This window comes from Caldithrix abyssi DSM 13497 (genome assembly GCF_001886815.1).
Lineage (GTDB): Bacteria > Calditrichota > Calditrichia > Calditrichales > Calditrichaceae > Caldithrix > Caldithrix abyssi.
On sequence record NZ_CP018099.1, the window covers coordinates 986,895 to 1,013,345 of the forward strand.

10 protein-coding genes are annotated in these 26,451 nt (G+C 46.3%); 7 read left to right on the forward strand and 3 right to left on the reverse strand.

The features are described from left to right. Positions 1–512 precede the first annotated feature (512 nt). The 3 genes from Cabys_RS03920 (at position 513) to Cabys_RS03930 (ending at position 10,524) form a co-directional block, all read left to right on the forward strand. Entirely contained in the window at positions 513–3,590 is a 3,078-nt protein-coding gene (locus tag Cabys_RS03920) for a hypothetical protein (RefSeq protein ID WP_225868908.1), read from the forward strand. Between the two features lie 34 nt (positions 3,591–3,624). Next, positions 3,625–6,975 carry a T9SS type A sorting domain-containing protein gene (locus Cabys_RS03925; RefSeq protein WP_006928861.1) on the forward strand — a complete coding sequence of 1,117 codons (3,351 nt, stop codon included), beginning with the start codon at positions 3,625–3,627 and terminating at the stop codon, positions 6,973–6,975. A 195-nt stretch (positions 6,976–7,170) separates the two neighbouring features. Then, positions 7,171–10,524: a T9SS type A sorting domain-containing protein gene (locus Cabys_RS03930; RefSeq protein ID WP_006928862.1), complete on the forward strand. Its 3,354-nt coding sequence runs from the start codon at positions 7,171–7,173 to the stop codon at positions 10,522–10,524. Positions 10,525–10,739: 215 nt separating this feature from the next. On the opposite strand, the gene Cabys_RS03935 is transcribed toward Cabys_RS03930, so the two are convergent. From Cabys_RS03935 to Cabys_RS03945, 3 genes are all read right to left on the reverse strand, one after another. Next, positions 10,740–14,648 carry a hybrid sensor histidine kinase/response regulator gene (locus Cabys_RS03935; RefSeq protein WP_006928863.1) on the reverse strand — a complete coding sequence of 1,303 codons (3,909 nt, stop codon included), beginning with the start codon at positions 14,646–14,648 and terminating at the stop codon, positions 10,740–10,742. 284 nt (positions 14,649–14,932) lie between these two features. Then, a complete protein-coding gene (locus Cabys_RS03940; protein WP_006928864.1) occupies positions 14,933–16,189 on the reverse strand; it encodes an ABC transporter permease in 1,257 nt (418 codons plus the stop codon). Further along, positions 16,182–17,090: an ABC transporter ATP-binding protein gene (locus tag Cabys_RS03945; RefSeq protein ID WP_006928865.1), complete on the reverse strand. Its 909-nt coding sequence runs from the start codon at positions 17,088–17,090 to the stop codon at positions 16,182–16,184. Before Cabys_RS03945 ends, Cabys_RS03940 begins: the two co-directional genes overlap by 8 nt. Before the next feature lie 571 nt (positions 17,091–17,661). Here Cabys_RS03945 and Cabys_RS03955 point away from each other — a divergent pair. The 4 genes from Cabys_RS03955 (at position 17,662) to Cabys_RS03970 (ending at position 25,684) form a co-directional block, all read left to right on the forward strand. Next, entirely contained in the window at positions 17,662–19,806 is a 2,145-nt protein-coding gene (locus Cabys_RS03955) for an LVIVD repeat-containing protein (protein WP_006928866.1), read from the forward strand. Between the two features lie 59 nt (positions 19,807–19,865). Beyond that, a complete protein-coding gene (locus Cabys_RS03960; protein WP_006928867.1) occupies positions 19,866–22,661 on the forward strand; it encodes a FlgD immunoglobulin-like domain containing protein in 2,796 nt (931 codons plus the stop codon). Positions 22,662–22,684: 23 nt separating this feature from the next. Next, on the forward strand, positions 22,685–23,017 hold the full coding sequence (locus Cabys_RS03965; RefSeq protein ID WP_071777838.1) for a DMT family transporter: 333 nt from the start codon (positions 22,685–22,687) through the stop codon (positions 23,015–23,017). A gap of 480 nt (positions 23,018–23,497) precedes the next feature. Next, the gene (locus Cabys_RS03970) at positions 23,498–25,684 is read left to right on the forward strand and encodes a T9SS type A sorting domain-containing protein (protein WP_006928869.1); all 2,187 of its coding nucleotides are present in this window, start codon (positions 23,498–23,500) and stop codon (positions 25,682–25,684) included. Positions 25,685–26,451 lie beyond the last annotated feature (767 nt).

Genomic DNA, 26,451 nt, shown 5'->3' on the forward strand with positions numbered 1-26,451 from the left:
ATTAAAATAGGAGATATTTGATATTTTATTGCGCTTCTACAGCATTCAAAAAAAACTCAACGCGCCTGACAAGGATGGTTGTGTTTTATTAGTTGGACAGAAATTATTTTTATATGGTTTTGATCTTTAAACTTATGCTATTTAAAATTTTTAAGAATCTTAGGGTTTTAAACTTATGAGCTTTTAACAAAAGAGGAAAGAGATATGATTTAGAAACATAGGTAGATAAAAAAATGTAATAAAATATTATTATATTAGGGTTAAAAATGAAACCATTATTCATTTTCAGCTTCTTAATTGTTTGCTTACCATTATTAGGCTTTCCAAAAAATAAAATTTCTGGTTCTTTTCAAACAGATCCAATTGACCTTAACAAAAATAACATTTTGCAAAATGATTATTGGAATCTCCGGGCAAATTATGAAGGAGAGTTGGGACATACCCCTTCTTACCCAAATGTTTATGGAGGCGAGTTTACTTCTAAAAGAGTCCCTCTCATTTATTTGGAAGGTTTGATCTGGGGAGGAATTGTAAAAACAAATGATAGCGCAAGTGAAATAGATACGCCGCGTGTGGGCGGTATTCATTTTAGGGTTGGTACCCAGGCAGGTCATGTTATACGCGTTGACGATGAGTTAATAATCGATGCCAGTTCAAAGGGCATATTTAAAATAAAAAAGAACTGGCAGAATTTGCATGACGTCGATTTAATAAAGGAATTAAAAGTACTATACAACCTGCCAGAAAGCCAGATAACGCTCATTATGCTGGAAGAATTACGGCAAAAGTACGCTAACGACTGGAAAAACTGGCCGGTTAATTTAGGAGCTCCGTATGTGGATGTAAATGAGAATGGCATTTATGATCCTGTTCTGGATGCAAACGGTTATCCGATTCCTAATTTAGGAGATTATCCTGGCATGGATCAGGCAGAGCAGACTCTGTTTATGGTAGTCAATGATCTGGATAGCGTAAAAGTGAAGAGTCTATCGGGTGCCGAACCACTTGGTCTGGAAGTGCAAATTACCCTCTGGTCTTATGATACCGACTTTTTACCTTTGGCGCACACCATTTTTAAACGATATGTATTTGTAAATAAATCAAATCATGCGATTGACTCCATGTTTGTAGGGCAGTTTGTAGATGCAGATGTTGGCGACTATTCTGACGATTTAATCGGATGTGACACGCTTTTGAATCTTGCCTTTGCTTACAATGGTAATGATGTTGATTTTGAAGCTATCAAAAAAGATTTACCACCGCCTGCGCTTGGCTACTGTTTATTGCAGGGGCCCATGGTTGAAACCGGCAACACTTCTGATGTCGGCTATAAAAATTTTAATCCGCTAAACGGATTTAAAAACCTGCCCATGACCAGTTTTGTTTATTGGGCATCAGGAGGCAGTCTGGCCGATCCTCCATTAGGGGTTATTGATTATACTTTACAAATGTACAACATGTTAAACGGTTATATACCGACCAATGATCTTAAATATCCAACGCCTTATGTAGCAGGCAGCGGACCCAATGCAGGTCAACCCACCAAATTTCCCTTAAGCGGCGATCCGATTAATGATCCGCAAGGCTTGTTTGGAGATGTAGATGGACAGGGCTGGAATATGGGGCCGAGTGATCGAAGGTTCATGATGAATACGGGCCCTTTCACTTTAAGGCCGGATGAATCGCAAGAAATCATTTTAGCGATCATTGGCGGACTTGAAAGAGATCGGCTCGGCGCCGTTAAACAGGTTAAGAATATTATCAATTATTTACGAGCGGCCTATCAAAATCAGCTTAAAGACGTTTTCCCGAAGCCGGATGTCCCGCAGGTAAAGGCAACGCCATTTGATGAATATGTGGTTTTAAACTGGGGGTGGGATGCGGAAAGCGTACAAAGAATAGAACAACAGGTAAAAAACGGCTTTAGATTTGAAGGATACAATGTGTACCAATTGCCGCGGGCTGATGCAGGGCTGAACGATCCCCAAACCGTAAAGATTGCCACGTTTGATCTGATCAATGATGTTGCAAAAATCTCAGGATTAAAAGCCCATCCTGTAAACGGCAGATATTATGAAACATTGTTGCAAGAAGGTTCAAATTCTGGTATAAAACATTATCTGGTAATAAAAGAAGATCAAATTAATAAAATAAAATTTTACCGGGGCTCCACCTATTACTTTGCCGTGACCAGCTACAGCTACAATCCTGAATTGCCCGAATATCCTTCGCTGGAGTCCGATTACCAGGCAGTAAGTGTAATCATTCAGGACGAACCTCCCGGCGATCGTTATTTTAGCGAAGCCGAACAGGAAATAGAGGTTGTTGCTTCTAAGGAAAGCGATGTGCTTTGTCTGGTAAATGTAGTGGATCCGGCCGCAGTAACCGGACATGACTATCAGGTTTATTTCACCCAGGATACGGACACCGCTTCCGCTACTTATGGAACGTATTTATGGAATTTAAAGGATTTAACGACGGGATTGACCGTACTGACCGGTCAAAGCATAAAAGAGCTTGATGAAGATACCCCTCCTGATAAAATGGATGAAGATCAACTTATTGTAGATGGTTTGCTGGTAAAAGTGCTCACAAAGCCTAAAGGATTGGCAGCCATTGTTCAGGTGGCTGGCGCCGAAGGCACATTGACGTCAGAACAAAATGTATGGCATAGCCTGAGTTGGATTAATGATCCCAATCGCTTTTACATTAGCGCCGGCGGAGGAAACGGCACAATAGATCGCTTATTGAGCGGTATTAACCATGCCAACGGTCATGACTTTGAACTGCGTTTTACGAACAGCGGCGGCTGGTACCTGTGGTGGGATGAGGACAGCAACAAGGTGGCGGCTCGTGTGCCATTTGAGGCCTGGGATGTGGGGCCGGCAACGTATGACGATCCTTCAGACGACATCCGTTGTTTGACCGGCGGTTACTCCGGCGGAGCAACGCCTGGCGTTTTCGATTTTGCCTATCAGGACCCGTTTTTCGGATTTGCGGCAACCGATTGGATCGATATTCGCAAACCCTTGAACGAGCAGGGCAGTTACCAGGCTTTTGCCCAGGATATTGAAAGCGGCGCTTTTACTTACCAGTGGTGGAATAACAGCGTGGAGGTCCTGTCCAATATTATCATTTGTGATTTCGGCGGCGCAAGAACATTACCGCCATCCGGAACGGTGATCCGTTTTATTACTACTAAAGGCGCGGACCAGGAATTGACCTTTACATTTACCGCGCCCGACAAAATCGAAGATGATCTGGATTTAATGAAAAAGGATGTGGAAAAAATAAACGTCTTTCCCAACCCATATTACGCCGCCAGTCGGCTGGAGCCAGACCGCTTTACACACTTTGTTACTTTTAACCATCTGCCGCCGCATGCTGTTATTCGCATATTTACTCTTAATGGCGTGCTGGTGCGTAAACTGGAAAAGAATGAAGACAGTCAGTTTTTACGCTGGGATTTAAAAAACGAAAAAGGACGCTCTGTGGCCAGTGGTATGTATGTTATTCATGTAGATATGCCTGAGTTAGGTAAACAAAAAATATTGAAATTGCTGGTCATTGCCAGCGAACAAATGCATTAGGCAGCCAGATACAAAACATCTGCTGAGGTTGACCATGAAAAAAAACTTAATCCTTGCCCTTTTACTTTTAACGCCAGCGCTGGTCATGGCAAAAGGCCCTGGCAAAAAAATTATTAAGTCCATGCAAACAACGGAAGGCATCGTTTCCTGGCAATTTTTACAAAATGATTACTGGCTTTACTGGGCAGGATATAAAGGCCTGACGGCGTACGATCCGTATACCGGAAGCGCTGGTGGCTATTTTACGCGAGCGCGATTGCCCGTCATTTACCAGGAGGGGTTTTTGTGGGGCGGCCTTTTTCAGGGAGATTCTGTTGAAACAGATACGCCCCGCGTGGGTGGAATTTATTATCGAATTGGAACCAGCCCCGGAGGTATCATTAAAATAGAGGACCAATTAGTGGTAAATGAGGCCTCAAAGGGGATATTTAAAGTACATAAAAACTGGCTAAGTTTAAGCGACCAGTATCTGAAAAAGGAGTTAAGTATCTTTTTAAATATGAATGAGGAAGACATCACTGATTACATGATAGAAGGATTAAGAGATAGATATGCGGATCACTGGAAAAACTGGCCGGTGGAATGGGGAGCTCCCTTTAATGATGTGAATGACAACGGCATCTACGATCCGATTGTTGACGTTCAGGGATATCCCGTGGTAGAAAAGGGAGATTATCCGGGTATTGCCGGGGCAGATGAAACCATGTTTATGGTGGTGAATGATCTGAATGAGGCAAATGTTAGATATCTGTCCGGAACGCCCCCCATAGGTCTGGAATTACAAATTACATTGTGGAATTATCAAACTAATTTCTTGCCGTTGGCCAATGCCATTTTTAAACGCTTTGTGCTGGTCAATAAGTCCGATGCCGTCATTGATTCAATGTACATTCAACATTTTGTGGATCCAGATATTGGCTATTATAAAGATGATCTGGTAGGCTGTGACTCAACATTGAGTTTGGGATTTGCTTACAATGGTTACGCAGTGGATCCCGAAGCGGATAAATTAGGTTTAATTCCGCCGGCCATAGGCCTTACGCTGCTCCAGGGCCCGCTGGTAGATGCCCCGGGTAGTACGGGCATGTTCAATTTTAAGCCGGTTGCGGATAGCAAAAATCTGAAAATGACCTCGTTCAATGCGCTTAGCAGATATCATTATCCCTATGGCGACCCCCCAATGGGCGATGTCACTTTTGCGCTGATGACCTATAATTTAATGCGTGGTTATCTGCCAACGGCCGATATCCAGCACCCGGCGCCGTTTATCACTGGCAGCGGGATCAGGGCCGGCTTGCCCACTAAATTTCCCTTAAGCGGAGATCCGGTTAATGATCCGGAAGGGATGTACGGCGATGTAGATGGGCAGGGCCAAAATTTGGAGCCGGGCGATCGAAGATTTTACATCAATTCCGGGCCCTTTCGCATGGAGCCTGGCGATAAACAGGAATTTATTTTCGCCTGGATTGGAGCGCAGAGTAATGACCACCGGCAGCCCATTTCGGACATTAAAGATTTCGCTGCAATCATTCAACGATTTTATGAAAACGGTTTTAAAGATTTAGACCTGATGCCTGCCACGCCACAGGTTAAAGCGGAAGCGATCGGGCAAACGGTGTTGCTCAATTGGGGATGGGATACGCAAAGCGTCGAAGAGATCGAACAAAAAGTAAAAAACGGCTTTCGCTTTGAAGGTTACAATGTTTATCAGTTGCCAGATTACTATACTACAATTGAAGATCCTGGGGCCATAAAGCTGGCGACATTTGATATTGACAACAACGTAAAAACCATAGATGGTCTCAAATATGACCAGGAGGAGAATCGGTTAATTGTAAGCCCCCTGCAGGTTGGTCGGGATTCTGGCATTCAAAGATATTTTGTGGTAAAAAGGGACTCTATCAACCGAAAACCGTTGTATCGAGGATCGACTTATTACTTTGCCGTGACCAGTTATAACTACAATCCGGATTTAAAAAACTTTCCCTCTCTGGAATCCAATTATCAGGTGATCAAGGTGACCATTCAGGGGCAAAAACCGGGTCTGCGTTACCAGGCAGAACCGGAAGAATTAATTGAAACTACAGCATCGCAAAAAACAGATGTCATTTGCCAGGTGAAGGTAGTTGATCCAACTCTGTTGACGGATCATGATTACCAGATTTCTTTTACCTCTGTACAGGATTCGCTTGATCCTTTGCATAGTAAGTGGTTCTGGCATCTAAAGGATTTAACCAGCGGTCAAGTATTATTAAAAGACATTCCGGTTTTGATTTTTGAAGATGAGCAAAATATGGCAGATGTTGTCAACGATGTTGCGATGGCAGACGGCTTGCTTGTTAAAGTTTTAGCGCCAGCGCCGGGTCTTAAAGCCATTGTACAGGTGGCCGATGCAGAAGGGCCTTTAAAGCCGGATGAATATGATGAGCAGGGCGCGCCCTTTCAGGGTAACAATGTGTGGCACGATCCCGGTTCGCCAAATGATGAAAATCCGTTTTACATCAGCGCTGGCGGCGGGGATGGCGATCTATTCAGTATGACTCGAAATATTGAAAATGCCAGGGAACATGATTTTGAAATCCGTTTTACCGATCAGGGCGGCATTTTTGCCTGGTGGTACGATGCAAATGTTTACTCAGAAGTTCCTTTTGAAGCCTGGGACGTGGGGCCTGCAACCTATGATGATGACAGCGATGATGTGCGCTGTTTAACGGGAGGCTATTCAGGAGGCGGTACGGTCGGAATTTTTGATTTTGCCTACACAGATCCTGCTTTAGGTTTTCCGGCCACGGATTGGATTTATATCAGAGTGCCAATTAATTCTCGCGGAAGTTATGAGACATATTATGAAGATGTTACTTCCGGCAATTATAGTTACAATTGGTGGTCCCATTCAAAAGAAGTTCTGGCAAGGATTATTATTTGTGATATGGGGGGCGCTGGTACCTTGCCGCCATCCGGCACTGTGATTCGATTTGTTACCAAGAAAGGACCTACAGAAGACTTAACGTTTAATTTTCAGGGGCCGGGGAAACCGGAACAATCTTTAGCCTTGCTTAAAAAAGACGTGGAAAAGATTAACGTTTTCCCAAATCCATATTACGCGGCCAGCAGCATGGAGCCCGATCGTTTTACGCACTTTGTAACCTTTAACCATCTGCCGCCGCATGCCATTATTCGCATTTTTACTTTAAACGGCGCTCTGGTGCGCAAGATGGAAAAGCGGGACGACAGCCAGTTTTTCCGCTGGGATTTGAAGAACGAAAAGGGCTGGCGCGTGGCCAGCGGCCTGTACATCGTGCACATCGACATGCCGGAGCTGGGCAAACAGAAAGTTCTGAAATTGATGGTCATTACCGGAGAGGAGGTGCTTGATTATTATTAATTTAAAAGAGATTTTACCGCGCCGCAGGAGGGGCGGTTGACGGAGAGAGAAAGGGCATTTTAAACGCCATTGAATCGTTGATGATGATTGCTATTATTAGATTAAGGAATTTGTTCTGCCTTGCGCGTAAAGCGTCCGCTTAAAAAACGCAGGAAATAATTCATTTTAAAAGTTACCTGATAAAAGAGGTTTGGCATGAAAATAAGAATTGTTTTTTTGTTGATGTTTGTTCTGCCATTTTTATTAAAAGCCGGCCGTAAGTTTGCTGAAAAAAAAGGCGCGCCCGTAACAGATTACAACCACTTTACCATTATCGAAAACGATATGTGGCGCTATTGGATTGATTACCAGGGTAGCCTGGGAAAACATCCATTAAACACGCAGGGCGGTTTTTTTACAGTGAATAAGGTGCCGGTGATTTTCCTCGACGGTTTTGTGTGGGGCGGCATGGTTGAGGATTCTACTTCCACGGAACCGCTGGACTTATTGCGCGTGGGCGGAATTACCTATCGGGCGGCAACCATTCCCGGTCGAATTGTGGAAAATAACGGTCAGCTGAGCGTTGATCCGACCTTTCAACGGCTGTTTAAGGTTCGGAAAAACTGGCGCACGCTAAGCCGCGCCCAGCTTGAAGATGAGTTAAGAGTTGTTTTTCAACTTAAAGACGAGATTATCCCGGAGATCATGGTTTCGGAACTAAGAAACTGGTACGCCGACAACTGGAAGAACTGGCCGACTGATGCCGGCGCGCCGTTCAACGATGTGAATGGCAATGGCGTTTACGATCCCGTGCTGGATGAAAACGGCTATCCTTTAAGCGATATGGGCGACTATCCCGGCATTGCCGAAGCCGATCAGGTCGTTTGGCTGGTGGTCAATGATCTTGATCAGATGCGAGTGGAGGAAGTTTTTGACACGCCCTCCATCGGGCTGGAAGTTCAAATTACGCTCTGGACCTACGAAAGCGATTTTTTGCCGCTTTCACAGACTGTTTTTGAACGTTATGTTGTTGTTAATAAATCCGACAAAACGATTGAAAACATGTATTTTAGCAAGTTTGTCGATCCGGATCTCGGAGATTATGGCAATGATCTGGTGGGCTGTGATTCAACGTTGAATCTGGGTTATGTTTACAATGCTTCCTTTGAAGATTTCGAATTTAAAAAATACAGGATGCCGCCGGCGGTGGTGGGCTTTGGCCTGTTGCAGGGCCCTGTGGTTCAAACGGGTAACCCGCTGGATACGGCAATGGTTAATTTTGAACAAAAAACGGGCTATCGTAATTTGCCCATGAGCAGCTTCAATTACCTGGCAGCCGGTAGCGATTGGGGACATCCGGACTATGGCATAATTGAAATGGCCATCTTTTATTACAATCTAATGCGCGGCTACGCTCCCTATCCAGACTTGTTAAATCCCCTACCTGTGATCTTTCGAAGCGGGCCGCAAAAGGGCCAGATTACGCGATTTCCGCTCAGCGGCGATCCGGTAAACGATCCCACGGCACAGTGGGGCGACATTGACGGTCAGGGCGAAAACCTTCCGCCGGGCGATCGCCGTTTGATGATCAATGTTGGGCCGTTCACCATGAAACCGCATGACCGTCAGGAAGTGATTTACGCGGTGACAGGCGGCGTTGGTAACGATCATCGCCAGGGCATTGTTCAATTGAAATCGTTTAATCAAATTTTAGAAGATATGATCGATCGGGACTTAAGGCCTGTTAATCCCGAACCTCCGGCGCCGCGCGTTAAGGCCTCGCCCTTTGATGAGTTTGTGGTGCTAAACTGGGGCTGGGATGTGAAAAACGTGGAAGAAATCGAGAAAAAAGTTCGCCACGGCTATCGCTTTGAGGGATACAATGTTTATCAGTTGCCCGATTCGCAGGCCAACCTGGAAGATCCGCGTACGGTAAAGCTGGCAACGTTTGATCGCATCAATGGCGTTTATTCTATAGAAGGGCTACGCTATCTGCCAGATAAACGACGATATGTCAGAACCGTGGTTCAGGAAGGAACGGATTCCGGCATCCAATATTATTTTATTGCCCGCGGCGATTCCATCAATGGCCGCCCCTTTTACCGCGGCTCTACCTATTACTTTGCCGTGACCAGCTATAACTACAATCCGCAATCCGGAGATGTGGCCGCCCTGGAATCGGACTATCAGTTGATTAAAGTCACCGTCCAGCCCGCCAAACCTGGCAACCGCTATCTGGCGGAACCCGAAGAGAGCATAGAGGTGACGGCCTCGCACGAAAGCGATTTTCAATGCCAGGTTCAGGTTGTCGATCCTGCTGCGCTTACCGGGCATCAATATCAGGTTTATTTCACGCAGGATGAAGATACCACTTCGGAAACATTTGGCCAATGGGTGTGGAATTTAAAAGACGTAACCCTCAGTGCGGATGTTTTGAAAAATCAACCGATCAAAACTTTGGAGGGTAATTTTTTTCAGCAAACAAAGGGAAATGATTTTTTAATCGTCGATGGCTTGCAGGTAAAGGTGTGGCAACCGCCCATTACTTTAAAAGCCATTGTACAGGTGGCCGACGCCGAAGGCCCTTTAACCGAAGATGAGTTCGATGCCCGGGGCGCCCCGTATGGCGGGAACTATGTGTGGCAGAGTCTCAGCTCGCCCAATGACGCCAATCGCTTTTACCTGAGCGGAGGAGAAGGGGGAAGCCTTGAGCGGATCATGACCGGACTGGGCAATGCCATGAACCATGATTTTGAATTGCGCTTTACTGAAAGCGGTGGTTACTATTTGTGGTGGGCAGAAGACAGCAACCAGCTTGCGGCGCGTGTTCCGTTTGAAGCCTGGGATGTGGGCCGGGGAACGTATGACGATGCTACCGACGATATCCGCTGTTTAACGGGCGGTTATTCGGGCGGAGCAACGCCCGGCGTTTTCGATTTTGCCTATCAGGACCCTGCTTTCGGTTTTCCGGCAACGGATTGGATCGATATTCGCAAACCAATAAATGAACAGGGGAGTTACCCGGTATTTGCGCAGGATATCGAAAGCGGCGTTTTTAGTTACAGTTGGTGGGATAACAGTGTGGAAATTTTGTCAGGCATCATCATTTGTGATTATGGCGGCGCGGCCACCTTACCGCCAACCAATACGGTGATCCGTTTTATCACCACCAAAGGCCCGGATGAAAATTTGACTTTTACCTTTAACGCGCCAGGCAAAATCGAAAATGATCCGGAATTGATGAAAAAAGACGTGGAAAAAATTAACGTTTTTCCCAATCCATATTACGCGGCCAGCAGCATGGAACCCGATCGTTTTACGCACTTTGTAACCTTTAACCATCTGCCGCCGCATGCCATCATTCGCATTTTTACATTAAACGGCGCTCTGGTGCGCAAGCTGGAAAAGCGGGACGACAGCCAGTTTTTCCGTTGGGATTTGAAGAACGAAAAGGGCTGGCGCGTGGCCAGCGGCCTGTACATCGTGCATATCGACATGCCGGAGCTGGGCAAACAGAAAGTTCTGAAATTGATGGTCATTACAGGAGAGGAGACGCTGGATTATTATTAAAAAGATTGTTTTTTTCTTGAAGGGAATACTGTTTTAACGTGTGATTACGTAACGTGTAACAAGAAATGAGTTGGCCCGGCAAATGAAAGCGTTGAAGCATCCCTCATCTGTCTCACAAACTGTGTACAGATGTAATTAAAGGAAAGAGCCTGTCATGAAAGGTGTTCAGCATCTGGCTAAATAAAAGCTTTTGCTTGTGGCTGCGCGCTCTCGGCTTATTGATCGCTGTTCAGCGCTTCGCCGAGCACTTTGTTTAATTCATCCAGAGTAAAGGGCTTGCTTAAACGTCCCACAAAGCCGTGATGCTGAAAATTGGCCAGCAGACTATCGGTGGAGTATCCGCTGGCCACGATCACTTTGGCGGAGGGGTCAATTTTTAATATTTGGCTAATGGCTTCTTTGCCGCCCATTCCGCCGCGGATGGTCAGGTCCATGATAACCGCGTCAAAACGCTGCTTCTTTTCCAGGGCCTGTTTGTATTTTTCGATGGCTTCTTCGCCATCTTTGGCAAATTCGGCTTCCACGCCAATCATTTCCAGAAAGCTGCCCATCAGTTCAAGGATAAATTCTTCATCGTCCATAACCAGCACGCGTTTGCCTTTAAAGGAGTCAATTTTCATGTCCTGTTTCTTCTCGACCACATCCTGTTCCGGAAAGGCTGGCAGCCAGATGGTAAAGGTCGTTCCCCGGCCCAGTTCCGAATCAACCTTTATATGGCCGCCATGTTTTTTTATGATGGCGTATGTGGTAGCCAGTCCTAAACCGCTGCCTCTTTGTTTGGTGGTAAAATAGGGGTCGAAAATTTTATCAAGATTTTCGCGCTGGATGCCTAACCCCGTATCTGTGATTTGAATTTCCACATAGTGGTCTTTTTCAATCTCGGGCATTAAGCGAGCGATTTCTTTTTTGTTGCAATTTTTGGCTTTAACTACAAGCTGGCCGCCGCCGGGCATGGCCTGGATGGCATTAATGACCAGATTGTTAATGGCCTGATTGATCTGGCCTTTATCCGCTTCAACGGGCCACAAATCGTCGTCAATGATAAACTTGCAAGAGACATTGGAACCGCGCAAAGCAAATTCCACATTCTCGATTAATATCTTTTTTAATGAAATGATTTCTTTAACGGGTTCGCCGCCTTTGGCAAAGGTAAGTAGCTGTTTGGTTAAGCGCGAGGCGTTTTGTGCGGCTTCTTCTATGCCGTCCAGATATTTTTGAATATCCTGGCGTTCCTGCCAGTTGAGCTTGGCCAGCTGCGCGTTGCCCAATATTCCGGCCAGAATATTGTTAAAATCATGGGCAATACCGCCGGCCAGCAGACCGATAGATTCCAGCTTTTGAGATTTTAAAATTTCGTTTTCCAGTTGTCGTTCGGCGCTAATGTCTCTGAATACCCACACATAGCCAGAGCCCTCTCCATTTTCACCTTTAATTTTTGACCAACTGATATTGAGAAACTTCTTTTCTTTGCTGTCAGAAGAGGTGAGCAGCGCATAAAAATAGGGCGGGGCATTTTCCTGATCCTCCCATTGCTGGACGTACTCCGGCAAATGAATCTCTGTGTTTTCATCTTCATCTTTTAACTGGAGAATTTCGTTTAGTGGTTTCCCCATGGCTTCTTTTATAGAAATGCCTAAAATCTTTCCAGCGCTGTCATTTAGCAGCAGAATTTTCCCCTCTAAATCCGTGCGCACCACGCCATCGCCAATGGATTTAAGCGTAATTTCAAGCTGTCGCCGTTCTTCGCGTAACGAGGCTTGCGCTTTTTTGCGTTGTTCCGTCTCCTTTTTAAGCAGTTTATAACTTTGTCGAATATCTTCCGTACGTTCCAGAACCTGCTGCTCTAACAGTAAATTGCGTCTTTTCAGGTACGATTCGCGTGCGTGGACTATTACATAGATCAAACCAAGCATTAAAAGCGCTGTAGAGAAGATAAAGAGATTGGTTTTATACCAGGGACGTAAGATGATAAAAGACACAGACCTCTGAGCAACAATTTGATGGGTGAAAGGGTCTGCCAGAAAGAGCAGAAAGGTGTATGCGCCGTCAGGCAGATTGGTGTAGTCAACATACTGAACTTTGCTGTCGCTTAAAAAAACGGTATCCTGATCAAAACCTTTTAACCAATAGGCCAATTTTAAAGAAGGTCCATTGCCAAAATCGATTTTATTTAAATGAAAGCGGAGCGCGTTTTTGCTGGAAGGTAATACGATTTCTGCTGGAAACGGATAATTGAAAAGCGAATCTTCCAGCTCAATGGCATTAATGTAAAATTTAGGAACGAGATCCGGATAATTTTTCTTTTTATAGTAATGAACCAGCCCGTCAACGCCTCCAAACCAGTAATCATTGTGGGCTGTCATGCAGCGCGCGCCCATATTAAATTCTGTGGTAACCAGCCCGTTCTTTTTATTATAGATGCGGACTCTGCCGTGTTGCATTTTATATAAGCCATAGCTGGTTAGCGCCCAGATCTCTGTTTTGGTGGGCAAAACGTCCCACACCGTTTTGTTAAGAGGCAACAGCAACTCAAAATGGCTGCCGTCCCATTTGCAAAGGCCTTTAGAATTGCCAATATACAGATTGTTCTCATCATCGGGACGAATGGCAAAGAACTGCTCCAGCGAATCCGGCGGATGTAGTTGACGCCATGTTTGATTATCAAGAAACTGTAGTCCATTACCGTTTGTAGCGATGATGAGGCGGTCCTTTTTATCTTTGGCTACGCCCCAGATCGATACACGCCGTTTTTTAAGGTTGTAAGAAAGGTCGATGAGGTTGCCGTTGCTAATTTTAAAAAGCTGACGATGCGCAACGATATACAAATCTCCGTCAATCTGTTCAAAACGACGCAGGTACATTCCTTTGAAAAAGTGTGTCCATTTATTTTGAATAAGGCGGTTATTCTCAACAATGAATAATCCACGTGTGGTGGCAAGCCAGAGCTGGTTATTAATTGGTTTTATATCGTGAACGGAATTGCCGCGTAAAGCTTCATCTAAAAAAGCCAGTTTTTCAAAATTTTGCCCTGCCAATTTAAATATTCCATCGCTTTTAGTGGCGATCAAAACGTTGCCAGCAGGGTCCTTGCCGATAGCGCGAATATAGGTATCGGTTAAACCGGATTCCTTGCCAAAATTTTCAAAATTTCGGTTGGGGTAAACATAGAGTCCGCGATATGTACCGATAAATAAAGCGCCCTGTTCGTCGATTAGGGTGGATTTGGAATAAAATCCGTCATCGGCGTGTAAGATTTCTATCAGCCGATCATTTTTAAAATGCAGCACGCCGCCGGGCTTGGAGGCCAGATTGATCCAGATATCCTGGTTGTTGGGAGTATAAATGGATGAAACAAAAACTTCCGGAAATGAACGGTTTAGCATTCTGGTTAAATCCGGCCGCTCCTTGATGAAAAAACCTCTGTTGGTGCCAATCCAGACTTCCCCGGAAGGCAATGGTAAAATGGTGCGGATCTCATTGGAAGGAAGACCGTCTTTTGTTGTTAGGTGTGCTATTAATTTTGTCCCATCAAAGGCCTGAAGGCCACTGTCAAAGCTCCCAACCCAATAGTTGCCGTTATAATCTTTCGCGCCGCAAAGGATTTTGCTGACAATCTCTCCTTTGCGGTCATCCAGATGCAAAATAAGAGAATCATTTTTTACAACATAAAGTCCGCCTGGTTCGGCGCCAATTAAAATTTCATTATCATAGGTCTTAATCATAAAATTAATGTGTAAAGTAGAAAGCGCGCCGTTCAGTGAAATTTGTCTTAATTTATTATTGTAGAGCTCCCATACGCCGTTCGAAATGGTGGAAATCCACATTATACCGGGTTCTTTTTCGATAATGCCAGTAACCAGACGAAAGGGATAGCCGTTTTCTTCGTTAAATACTTGAAAAGAAGAACCGTCGAACCTTGCCGCTCCTTCATTGGTGGCCAGCCATAAAAAGCCGTAAGCATCTTGAACTAAGCTTGATATAATCGACTGGGGAAGGCCGTTGTCAACCGTATAACGAATGTATGGATAATGGGGCGAGGGATAACCATTAGATTCCACGGCAAATAGATCGAAGGTTAAAAAGAGAGAAAGGATAATGACAAAATAGACCGTTCTTTTATACATAATTTTATTCAGACTTTCTTTTTAATAATTATTACCTAATATTCGGGAAAAAAGCAAAATAATTTAATAGAAATCTCCGTTAAAATCGCCACAGATGGTAGGATTGTTTATTTTTTGACCTTTTCACAGGTTTTAATTAAAGAAATTGATGAAGCTACATTAATAGCCGCCTCTCATACATTTCATGGATTAACATTTTACAAAGGGCAAAGCCGCTGCCCTGCTTTTTTCGTTGATAAAAAAAACTCTCCCGCCGGGAGGAGAGTTTTTCTAACGTTGTTCGTTTAATATTTGATCCATTTTATAATTTCTGGGAATGTCGCCCGCTTGCCGTACATTAAAATGCCCACTCTAAAGATTTTAGCCACCAACCAGATGAGCACGGCAATGGTCAATAAAAGTATCACAATAGAAAGTAGAATTTGAATGAACGGCGGATTGGCCAGATTGATGCGCGCAAACATAATAATCGGCGAAAAGAACGGAATCAGGGATAAACTGGTTACAACCGTTGAATTGGGATCTTTAACAATGGTGCCAATCATAACCAGAGGGATAACCAGCAGAAAGACAACCGGAGTGGCCAGCCCCTGCGCTTCTTGTTCGGAACTGACCATCGCCCCGATGGCGGCGTAAAGAGTGGAAAAGAGGAAATAACCTAAAATATAGAATAATACGAAATATAAAAAAGTTACTGGACTGATCGAAAACCAGGATACGGTTAAAAATTTCCCTGAAGCAAAAGCGACAGCCAGTCCAACGATCACCCAGATGGCGTATTGCGTTAAACCGACCATCCCCTGCCCAAGAATTTTCCCGGCCATAAATTGAAAGGCGTTCATTCCGGAAAGAATGGTCTCCACAATGCGCGAATTTTTTTCCTGAATGATGCTGCGCATGATCGAGTTGGCATAGAGTATGATAGTCATATAAATGATAAAAATAAAGATAAAGGTCGTAAAGTATTCGCTCATGAATCCGCCTTTGGATTCCTTGCGTCCTTTTAAGATTTTGTAGGTTTCCAGTTTTACCGGTTTAATTAATTTATTAATCGTTTCTGGCTCCAGGCCGGAAAGCATTAAACGATGGTCGGAAACCAGCTTAGACAGCGTGCTTTTGAATCTGGAAGTTAAATCAAAGTCACCCACATTGCGGGCAAAAAAATCGACTTTTCCTGTGGAGTCAATATTTTGCGGAATGACCAACAAAACATCGATCTCTTCCGCCTTAATCAAGTCCTTTTCTTTTTTGATTATCTTTTCAAAATCCATGCTGGTGATTTCAATGGATTTTAATAAAAATTTAGGCTTGCCGTTTTTAAGCGTGTCCGTTAAAACCTCGGTTAATCGAGGATACAGCCAGCCGGTTTGATCGACGATGTGTATGCGCGTTTGTTTTTGCGTTTCCATCATCACTAAAAGGCTGGGTAAAACAGCCATGGCAATCATGATAAGGGGCATGATTAATGTTAAAATAAGAAAGCTCTTTTTAAAAACCGCTTCTTTATATTCCCGTTTAATAATCGTCCATACTTTATGCATGATGTTCACCTCCCTTAACAAGACTGATAAAGATTTCGTTTAAAGAAGAGCGTTTAGCCTGCACGCGATAAATTTCAATATGTGGGATAATGTTTTCCAGCAGTTCGTTTACCGAATGCCCGTCTTTTAACTGGACTTCAACAAAATTACCAAAATCGTTGAATTTTTCCACAAACGGAAGTTTTTCGATGATTTTTCCGTCGCCTTTGTATTCCAGCTGTACAGAGTTGTGCCCGTATTGTTGTTGAATTTTATCCAGCTCGCCGTCCAGAACTTTTTGTCCTTTATTGATTAAATACACATGATCGCAAATTTTTTCAGCCGCGTCCATCATGTGCGTGGAAAGAATTATGGCTTTGCCCTGTTCTTTAAATTCCATAATAATTTCTTTTACCAGGTTTACATTTACCGGGTCCAGGCCGGAAAACGGTTCGTCCAAAATTAAAAGTTGCGGATCGTGCAGAAAGGAACCGATGAGCTGTACTTTTTGCTGATTTCCTTTGGAAAGTTCTTCGACTTTAAAATGGCCCATGGTTGCAAGATCAAAACGTTTTAACCATAAATCAACCTGTTCGTCCAGGCCGGCGCCTCTCATATCGTGAAGCTCGCCTAAAAACTTTAAAAATTCATGAACTTTCATTTTAGGATAAACGCCTCGTTCTTCTGGCAAATAGCCGATTTTAGCTTTAAGCGAATCTTCCATGGGCTGGTTAAAGAGGGTGATTTTACCGGAGTCCGGCACAATGATATTCATAATCATGCGGATGGTGGTGGTTTTGCCGGCGCCGTTAGGACCCAATAGCCCGTAGATTTTTCCCGTTTCAATTTTTAAAGACACTTCTTTAACGGCATGCACGCCATCAAATGATTTGTTTATATTTTCGACTTTCAGTACTTCCATAAAGTCCTCCTCATTTTAGCCTTTGTTAAAATGTAAGATACAAAAAGATGTTGATAATATTCAAAATGTTTGGTCATAAAATGCCCCTTCAAAAAATAGCATGCTCTGGTGCGCGAAAATTTTTGCGCTGCCTCAAAAAATGTAGTTGGATGGTTGAATGGGGGCGGGTTTTCTCTGCGAGAAAGTGTTGTGCTTTAAAAATATTTTTGTGCCCTTAGTGGGACGAATAAACCGCCACGTACCCAACGAATTCGCGATGCACAGTAAGAATTTATTAAATAAAAAAAGTGCATTTATTTGCGTTTCCCTGCCGCCATTTTCTTTGTCCAAAGTTGTATTAATTTCCGAAATCCGAACTCATTACCGCTTAAGGAGGCCTGCCTCCGTCCGTAAATTTATAAAAAAATATAATTTGTAAAAAATTAGCCTGTAGATGTTGATTATCCCGGGACTGGACGCTACATGATGAGCTAAATGAATGGAAATCGATTTAAACCATTAGACTTTTTAATTCGCCCAAAAAGATAAAAAAGTAGTTTTAAAGAAGTCTAAAAATTGAAAAGGAGAAGCGATGATTTTTTTAAGAATGATCTTGCTAATTTTGTGGGGTTTGAGCCTCATCCGCGCCGATGATTTAAATCTGATTGAAGTCAATCGCTGGGCTGCGGGGCCCTGTTACGTGGCCATTACCGATGGCGATACGCTGGCTTTTGTGGGCAACGGCAGTGCGGTGGATGTGCTGAGCATCCGCCATGTGAACGCGCCGCAACTGGTGGGCCGCGTCCGGGTACCGGAGGGGATTCCCGTGGATCTGGCCTATCAGAATGGCATCCTTTACGTGTTGCGCAAAACCAACGGATTGCTCATTGTCGATGTGTCCGACCTGCAGCAACCGCAGGTGTTGGGCACATTCGACGTGGGCGGAGATCCGAACCATCTGGCGGTGCAGGGCAATTATGTGTACCTGACGTACACTGATCAAGACCTGTACGTGGTGGACGTCAGTCAGCCCACCAATCCCTTTTATGTGGCTCAGTTGTACCTGCCGGGAAATGGCGGCGGTCTGTTTCTGCAGGATTCCCTGGCTTATGTGGCCTGTTTTTCCGCCGGATTGAACCTGGTGGATATCAGCGAGCCCACTAATCCTTCGCTCATTGCCACCATTGATACCTACGGCGCCGCCTGGGATGTGTACGTGCAGGATGGTATTGCCTATATGGCGGACGACACCGGCGTGGAGGTGATCGACGTTAGCAATCCGGCAGCGCCCGATTCCCTGCAACGCCTGGGATTGACCGGCGAGGTGCGAGCCATTGTGGGCAACGGCAGCGATCGCTTATTTGTGGCGGCCAAACAGGCAGGCATCCACGAAATCGATATGTCCAATCCACGCGAGATTCATCTGGCGCGCAGTTACGAAAAGATTGCCGCCTACAATGTGTGGCGGCAGCAATCCCATTTGTACGTCGCGTCCTACAATCAGGGCATGCACATTCTGGAAACCGCTTATCTGGATAGCATTCAGCACATGGCGCACTACGAAACCGGCGCCGGCGCGGCGGACATCGCTGTAACCGATCGCTACCTGTACGTTGCCGGTTATGAGAACGGGTTGTACGTGGTGGACCTGGCAGCCACGCCGTTTCCGCAAACCGTGGGGCGCTTTCCTTCCCACGATGCCACCGTTTCCGTGGATGTGGAAGGCAATCTCCTGTTCCTATCGGACCAGGTGGGCTTTTTACGCCAGTTGGACGTGACCAATCCGGCGCAGCCGACGGAGATCGGCTTTTTTGATTATGGTCAGCAAATCAGCAGTTACCATGTGCAGATCGGTCAAAAATACGTCTATTCCTGCGCTGGCTACAACGGCTGGTTTGCGGTGGACAAATACGGCACTGGCGAACTGCAGGCGGTGATGCACTGGTCGATGGGCGTCGATGTGCAGGAATCGTTCGTGCGCAACGATACGCTGGCATTGCTGGCTGCCGGCTTTGGCGGCATGTACCTGTTGAATGTTGCCGATACGTCGCAGGTGGTGACTCTATCGCACTTCACCGTGCCGGATATTTACGTAACCGACATATTTGCCGAGGGCCATTACGCCTATGTCAACAATCGGGATTCCCTTTACATCATCGACATCAGCGATAGCACGCAACCAGTGGTAGTGGGGCGCTATTTCGCCGGCAATTACATTAATGACATTGTTGTCCGGGACGGGCTGGCATACCTGGCCTGCAGTTACAACGGACTGCTGGTGCTGGACGTGAGCGATCCGGCAAATCCCCAACCAGTGGCGCAATTTAGCGATAATATCGATGAAGTCACTGCCGTGGCGGTACAGGGAAATCGGGTTTACCTGAGCGATTATCTGGCGGGCGTGTACATCTTAGAGTGGACAACCACCGGGATTGAGTCACCGACACCGCAGACGGTACGGCAATTCCGCTTGCTGCCCAATTATCCCAATCCGTTTAATCCCACCACCACCATTGCCTATCACCTGCCGCGCAGCAGCCGGGTGGAGTTGGCCGTATTGAATCTGTTGGGACAAAAAATACGCACGCTGGTGAGCGCCTGGCAGCCCGCCGGCCGGCATCAGGCGGTGTGGGATGGCCGGGACGATGCCGGACAACCGGTTGCCAGCGGGGTGTACCTTTACCGTTTGCGGAGCGGCTCCGAAACGCAAACGCGCAAGATGCTTTTGTTAAAGTAGAGTTATCGGTTTCTAAAAAAACAATGATAAAAAATATGCAATGAAATATGGAGGAAAAAATGATGAAATGGCTATGGATCATCTGGGCGCTCCTGTTGGGTGTCATTCTGCCGCAACAGGGGTTTGCTACCACCTATTACGTGTGGGTAACCGGCAACGACAGCAGCGGTACGGGACTGGACTGGACCAATCCCTTTGCCACGCTGCAAAAAGCAGTTGCCGAGGCGCAGGACGGAGACACCATTCTGGTGGGTTACAATGAAACTTACGGCACGGAATATGTGCTCAATTCGATGATCATTGTGAACAAGGCGTTGACCATTTCTTCGGCGCGTTTTGCCCTGGATTTAACTTACAGCAGTGCCGTGCCGGATAGCGCCAAATGTCTGTTCAACGCCAATTTCGCCAGCCGGTTTATGCGCATCACCAGAGCGGTAGAACTGCGCGGCCTGGGGTTTAAAAAAGGCAACGGCGCCGTGGGAACGGCTTACGGGTACGGTTACGGCGGGGCAATTTTACTGGAAGATTCCGCCTCCGGCAGCAGCGTCATTCACCATTGCTGGTTTGATAGCAACTACGCCGCATTGGGTGAAAGCGATGGTTACGGCGGCGCCATTGCTGCTATTAATACGGAGAATGGTCCAATTATCCGCCACAATGCCTTTACCAATAACGTGGCATCCACCGAAAGCAGCACCAGCGATTACGATGCCGGTAACGGCGGCGCCATTTACACTTATTCCAGCCTGGGCCTGCGCATTGAAAACAATCAGTTCCAGAACAATGTGGCAGGACAGGAACACGACGGCTACGGGGGCGCCGTGGCCATTTTCGGAAGCGATTCGTTAGTCGTTATCCAGGAAAACCACTTTTCAGGCAATTGGGCTTCCCTGGCGCGAAAAGGCTATGGGGGCGCGCTTTTTATTGAAAATTTTGGACAGGCCATCCGCAACACCTTCGAAGAAAACGGCGCCTCTGCCTGCCCCATTGATGACTATAGTTACTTCGGCCTTGGCGGCGCCATTTACGCCCGATATGGTAAAGAACGCCTGCAAATTGCCAGTAATCAAATCCGCAACAATGTCGCTGCAGCCGCTACTGCCAGCGTTAAGGGTCAGGGAGGCGGCATTTATCTGTGGCAATGTGAACAGACGGTGATTGAAGATAATCTCATTGAACAAAATACCGCCGCCGCTTCGGGTAACAATGGCTATGGCGGAGGCATCGCCGCTGCGGGGTTTAACACCTATGTGATCATTCGAAATAATACCATTCGTGAAAATATGGCCAGCCACGGCTCCGGAAGAGGCGGTGGCATTTATTGTGAAGAAAGGGGAGAAATTGAAGGGAACACCATCAGTGGCAATGTTGCCGCCACCGGCGACGGCGAAACAGGAAAAGGAGGCGGTATCTACAGTGAAGCAAGGATCTTGATCCGCAACAACACCATTGAAGGGAACATTGCCTGCCGGGCAAACGGAACCGGCCAGGGCGGTGGCGTGGCAACCGCTGCCTATGATGATGGGGCTATCATCTGGGGGAATCTATTTAAAGAAAATGTTGCCAGTCAGGGAACGGAGTATGCCGAAGGCGGGGCGATATTCATCAGCGACACCAGCCAGGTGTTTTACAACATCTTCTACCACAACATCGCCAACACCAATCCCAATGCCAATGAATACACCGGTTATCGGGGCGATGCGATTTGTATTGCTTATAATGCCAAAAACACTGTTCGTATTTACCACAATGTGTTTTTCCGGAATGCGAACGCCATTTACGCAGAGCAGTTGCTATCGGGCAGTCTGAACAATTATAACGTGGTGAACAATATTTTCTACAATACGCCCAGGGAACGGGCGGTTTTGATGATCGACTCTGAGTTCGACATGGACATTTACAACAACTGCTTTTTTGGGTATTCAATCAGCAATACAGGAAAAGCGTTGAAGTACGAGCCATTTTACGTCAGTTCCTACGACGAAGTGGATGCCGATCCGCGCATGGACACCACCACATTTGCCCTGCGGTTCGATTCGCCGTGCATCGATGCCGGTCTGGGCGATTACGATTACGATGAAGCAGGAAATCACCACCTGGGCTGGCGGCGGGATATTGGCGCTTTCGAATACCAAGGCACGCAGGTGCGCCGTTACCTTTCCAGCGAAGATGTGGGCAAAACGCTTTATTTTGGCGGGCAAGTGCGGGCAAAGATTCAACTCAATCAGGCAACGCTATTGGATAGCGCTTACATTGATGTGACGGTGCATCCTGGCGCTTTGCCGGCGGGGGTAAGCGGTGCGGTGCAACGCTACTACACCATTACCGCTTCCGGTCTGGAAAATTTCGATCTGGATTTGACCTTGAGTTACAAAGACAGCGAATTAAACAATCAGCCCGAAGAACAGTTGCGCTTGCTGCGTCAGGAGGGCATCCACTGGACGGGTCCCTTTTTCACGGCGGCCGATACGGCAGCCAACTGGGTGCGCGCCGAGCACATTACGGCGCTCAGCAACTGGATTTTAACGGCGGACACCACGCTGGTGGGCATCGCTTCCCATGCGGACGCCCTGCCGTTGACTTTTCAGTTATATTCGGCCTATCCCAATCCCTTTAATCCCGCCACCACCATTCGTTTCGACGTGCCACGCGCTACTGCGGTAGAGATAGCCGTGTACAATACGTTAGGGCAACGGGTACGCACTTTGGTGCATGAACGACTGGCGCCCGGGAAATACCGCATTCAATGGGATGGCCGCAATCAACAGGGAGGGGTTTTGCCTTCGGGGGTGTATTTTGTGCGGATGAAAGCCGACGGGTTTACGGCCGTGCAGAAGGTGATGCTGATAAAATAAAGAGGAAAAACTATATGTTCGATTTGAAGGCGTATGGCATACTGGCGCTGGCCATCCTTGCCGAGGTGGCCGCCACCAGCGCCCTGCGCGCCACCGAGGGATTTACGCGATTTTTGCCCACACTGGTGGTGATTGTGGGGTACGGCGTTGCCTTTTATTGTTTGACCATTGTAGTTAAAACCATTCCCATTGGGGTGGCTTACGCCATCTGGACGGGCATGGGCATTGTGCTGGTTACCGTGGCGGCCATCATTTTGTATGGGCAAAAGCCGGATGTGGCGGCGCTGGTTGGAATGGGATTGATTGTTATTGGAACGATTGTGCTGATGCTTTTTTCCCGGATGGAGGTGCATTGATTGATTCAAAAATTCCCGCCGTTGAAATGTTGGGCTATTGGCAACCGTCCCTGACGGGACGCAATGCCGTGGCAAAAAAATCCCGGAGGGATTTCTGACAATAGCCCGGCAGTTCACTGCCGGGGAAAGGTACGGTAACCAACACAATGTAAAATGTCCCGTAGGGACATCTGGATAATCATCCACATGATTCAATCGTCCCTACGGGCGGGGGTGGTGGGTTGGGTTGTTCATCGTTTCCGCCGTTGAAACGGCGGGCTATTGGCAATCGTCCCTGGCGGGACGGGGTTGGTGGTTGGGTAGGGGACATTGTTCCCACCGATGAATCGGTGGGCTATTATCAACCGTCCCTGACGGGACGCAATGCCATGGCAATAAAATCCCGGAGGGATTTTTGGCAATAGCCCGGCAGTTCACTGCCGGGGGGAAAATACAATTTTCATAGAATCCAAAAATTTTTCAACAAAAGGAGGATTGATCATGTTGGCGATTGGTTCCCTTTTGCGGCTGAAAAACGTGATGTTTTTGCTTCTCTTATTCCTTGTTGTTCCATCTCTCATCCTGGCTCAGAAAACAACCATCTTTTATATCGCCGGCGATTGGTCGGATGAATTCAACTGGGACAATGGACTCCCTGAAGACGGTGATGATGTAGTCATCAACGCCGATTGTACGGTGGATATGTTTGCCTACGTGCCGATGATGGGGAATTTAGATATCAACGCTCTTCTGGACAATACCGACTGGGATCATAATTTTGACGTGGATTATCTCAATATTAACAGTGGCGGCGATTTCAGGTGCGATGGCAATCTGTGGGTTTATTTTGATTTTAGTATGGGCGATTTTGACAATGATGGCACTACCGCCTCCGGGACGTTTAATGGCACGGTTACTGTGGATGGCGATATGGATATTAGCGACTCTTACGATGAATGTTACGCAACTTTCAATAATAAAGTAACAGTCACCGGTCTGTACAATTCTGGAATATATGCCACGGTGATATTCAACGATTCGGTATCCACGGCAAATTTTACCGCCGGCGGTGCCGTAACCATTAAAAAGAAACTGACCTGCGCTCAATTAAGCATCCCCGGCGCTTTTAATGTTTATGCCGATATTGATTGTCGGGCATTTTTAATGAAGTCTGGCGGCCAGTTTAATCTTTTCGGTGATTACACCGTAACCGTCACCTCGGGCAGTGCTGATCCAGACGTGGATGTGATTTTAGGCGTTTTTCAGCCCTCGCAGGGAACTTTTGTGCTTAAAAAAGGGGACGCCTATGGCCCCAGTATTACCAGCACGGTTGACAATTATTTCCATCACCTGACCATCGAGGGAGATACGTATTTTGGCGATGAGCCCTGGGTAGAAGATCTCGATGTTAACGGGAACCTGGTAATTGCCAGCGGCGCAACGCTGACCACTTACAATAATAATTTAAAAATAGCGGGCGATTTTACCTGCAACGGCACTTATTTTCTGGGCAGTTACACGCCCACCGTTACATTTGACGGCACTGGAACGCAAACATTAACCGGAAACGTGGATTTTTACCATCTGACGGTGGCTTCCAATTCCACGTTGCTAACTGGTAGTTACACGCCGACGGTTAGCCCCAATAGTTTAACGGAAAACGGCTATTTGCAGGGTAATATTCAGAGCACACAGAGCATCAGCAGCGACGCAACCTTTACCGTTGGCAACCTGGGGTGTGAAATCACCAATGGCGCCGGCTTGGGCAGCGTAACCGTGACGCGGCACACCGGCAGTTCGTACACGCTGGCGCCTCATTCGTTAACGCGCTGGTACAATATTACAGCCACGACGGCCGATAACAGTGTGACTTTGCGCCTGTATTATCGGGACAGCGAGTTGAATAATAATACAGAAAGCGATCTAAACATCTGGCGCTATGCAGGCGGAAGCTGGCAAAAGTTCGTGCCGACCACGCGCGATGCCGCCAATAATTATGTTGAATCCACGGTGGACATTCCCGCCGGAAGTTCGGATTGGATTTTGTCCGATGCGCAAGAAGACCAAAGTTTGCCGGTAAGTCTGTTACATTTCTGGGCAGAAACACAATTTGATAACCAGATCCTCTTAAAATGGACGGTGGCTTCCGAAATCGATAATGCCGGTTTTTTAATTTTGCGTCGAGAAAAGCCCGATTCCGTCTATGTTGAAATTGGTTATGTACCGGGACGTGGAAATGCCAATGCTTCGAAAACCTATGAATTTTTGGATGCCTACGTCAGAATAAATAGCCTGTATGATTATCAATTATTTTCTGTAACCATTAATGGTGGAAAAGAACTCATCGCTACGTTAGAAAACGTCAAACCAATTGCCCATGAAGCAAATCAACCAGAAACAACCTTACCAGAACAGTTTGAATTGTATCCGGTTTTTCCAAATCCTTTTAATCCCAGTACGACTATTCGCTATGCTGTGCCGGTGGCAGGGCAGGTACGCATTTCTGTGCACGATTTGCAGGGACGGCATATATGCACGTTAGTGGACAGGCATATTGAGCCCGGCAATTATCAGGTTTCCTGGGATGGGCGCAATCAATGGGGCATAAGCGTGCCGTCGGGGGTGTACTTTGTGCGGATGAATGCCGACCGGTTTCAGGCGGTGCGAAAGGTGATGTTTTTAAAATAACGGTCTTACATGATGGATTGGGGGCAAATTGTTCCCGCCGTTGAAACGGCGGGCTATTTTCAAACGTCCCTGACGGGACAGGTTTTTTGTTGCGGTTCAACTCATTCCGCCGATGAATCGGCTGACTATTGGCAATCGTCCTTATGGTATGTAATGAATTGGCCGCCAGGAACGTAAATTCGTGCAGATTTCTTGTATTTTATTTTGGAAAAAAATCCCGTAGGGATTTTTGAGAATAACGCGGAAGTTTACTGCCGGGGAAGGGCACGATAACCAAAACATTGTAAAATGTCCCGTAGGGACATCTGAATGCCCTTCACGATGATTCAACCGTCCCTACGGGACGGGATAGTTGGTGGGCTGTTCATTGTTCCCACCGTTGAAACGGCGGGCTATTTTCAAACGTCCCTGACGGGACGGGGGGTGACGGTGGTTCATTTCATCCCGCCGATGAAACGGTGAGGTGTTTTTTTATCATCTCCCATGACGAAATGGTTGTTGTGGGGGCATCTCATCCTGCCGATAAATAGCCGTGCTAATCTCAATCGCCCCTATCAGGACGCAACACATCAAAATAAAATAATCCAGCAAAAATAACGGGTAAAATTAGAATACTTCCTTCGAAAGATCTAGTGCCTTAGCGTGCGAAAATTTTTACGCTGCTTTTAAAACTCATCCCCCAGCCCATTCTCTTTAAAAAAGAGAAGGGGAGCAATTGTGCCGCTTTGCTTAACTTTTCTCTCAAAATAATTTGAATCTTTTTCTGC

Bases quoted from the DNA above. Each gene is read 5' to 3' on its own strand.
- Cabys_RS03925 (WP_006928861.1), top strand. From the start codon at position 3,625: ATGAAAAAAAACTTAATCCTTGCCCTTTTACTTTTAACGCCAGCGCTG.
- Cabys_RS03930 (WP_006928862.1), top strand. From the start codon at position 7,171: ATGAAAATAAGAATTGTTTTTTTGTTGATGTTTGTTCTGCCATTTTTA.
- Cabys_RS03935 (WP_006928863.1), bottom strand. From the start codon at position 14,648: ATGTATAAAAGAACGGTCTATTTTGTCATTATCCTTTCTCTCTTTTTA.
- Cabys_RS03940 (WP_006928864.1), bottom strand. From the start codon at position 16,189: ATGCATAAAGTATGGACGATTATTAAACGGGAATATAAAGAAGCGGTT.
- Cabys_RS03945 (WP_006928865.1), bottom strand. From the start codon at position 17,090: ATGGAAGTACTGAAAGTCGAAAATATAAACAAATCATTTGATGGCGTG.
- Cabys_RS03955 (WP_006928866.1), top strand. From the start codon at position 17,662: ATGATTTTTTTAAGAATGATCTTGCTAATTTTGTGGGGTTTGAGCCTC.
- Cabys_RS03960 (WP_006928867.1), top strand. From the start codon at position 19,866: ATGATGAAATGGCTATGGATCATCTGGGCGCTCCTGTTGGGTGTCATT.
- Cabys_RS03970 (WP_006928869.1), top strand. From the start codon at position 23,498: ATGTTGGCGATTGGTTCCCTTTTGCGGCTGAAAAACGTGATGTTTTTG.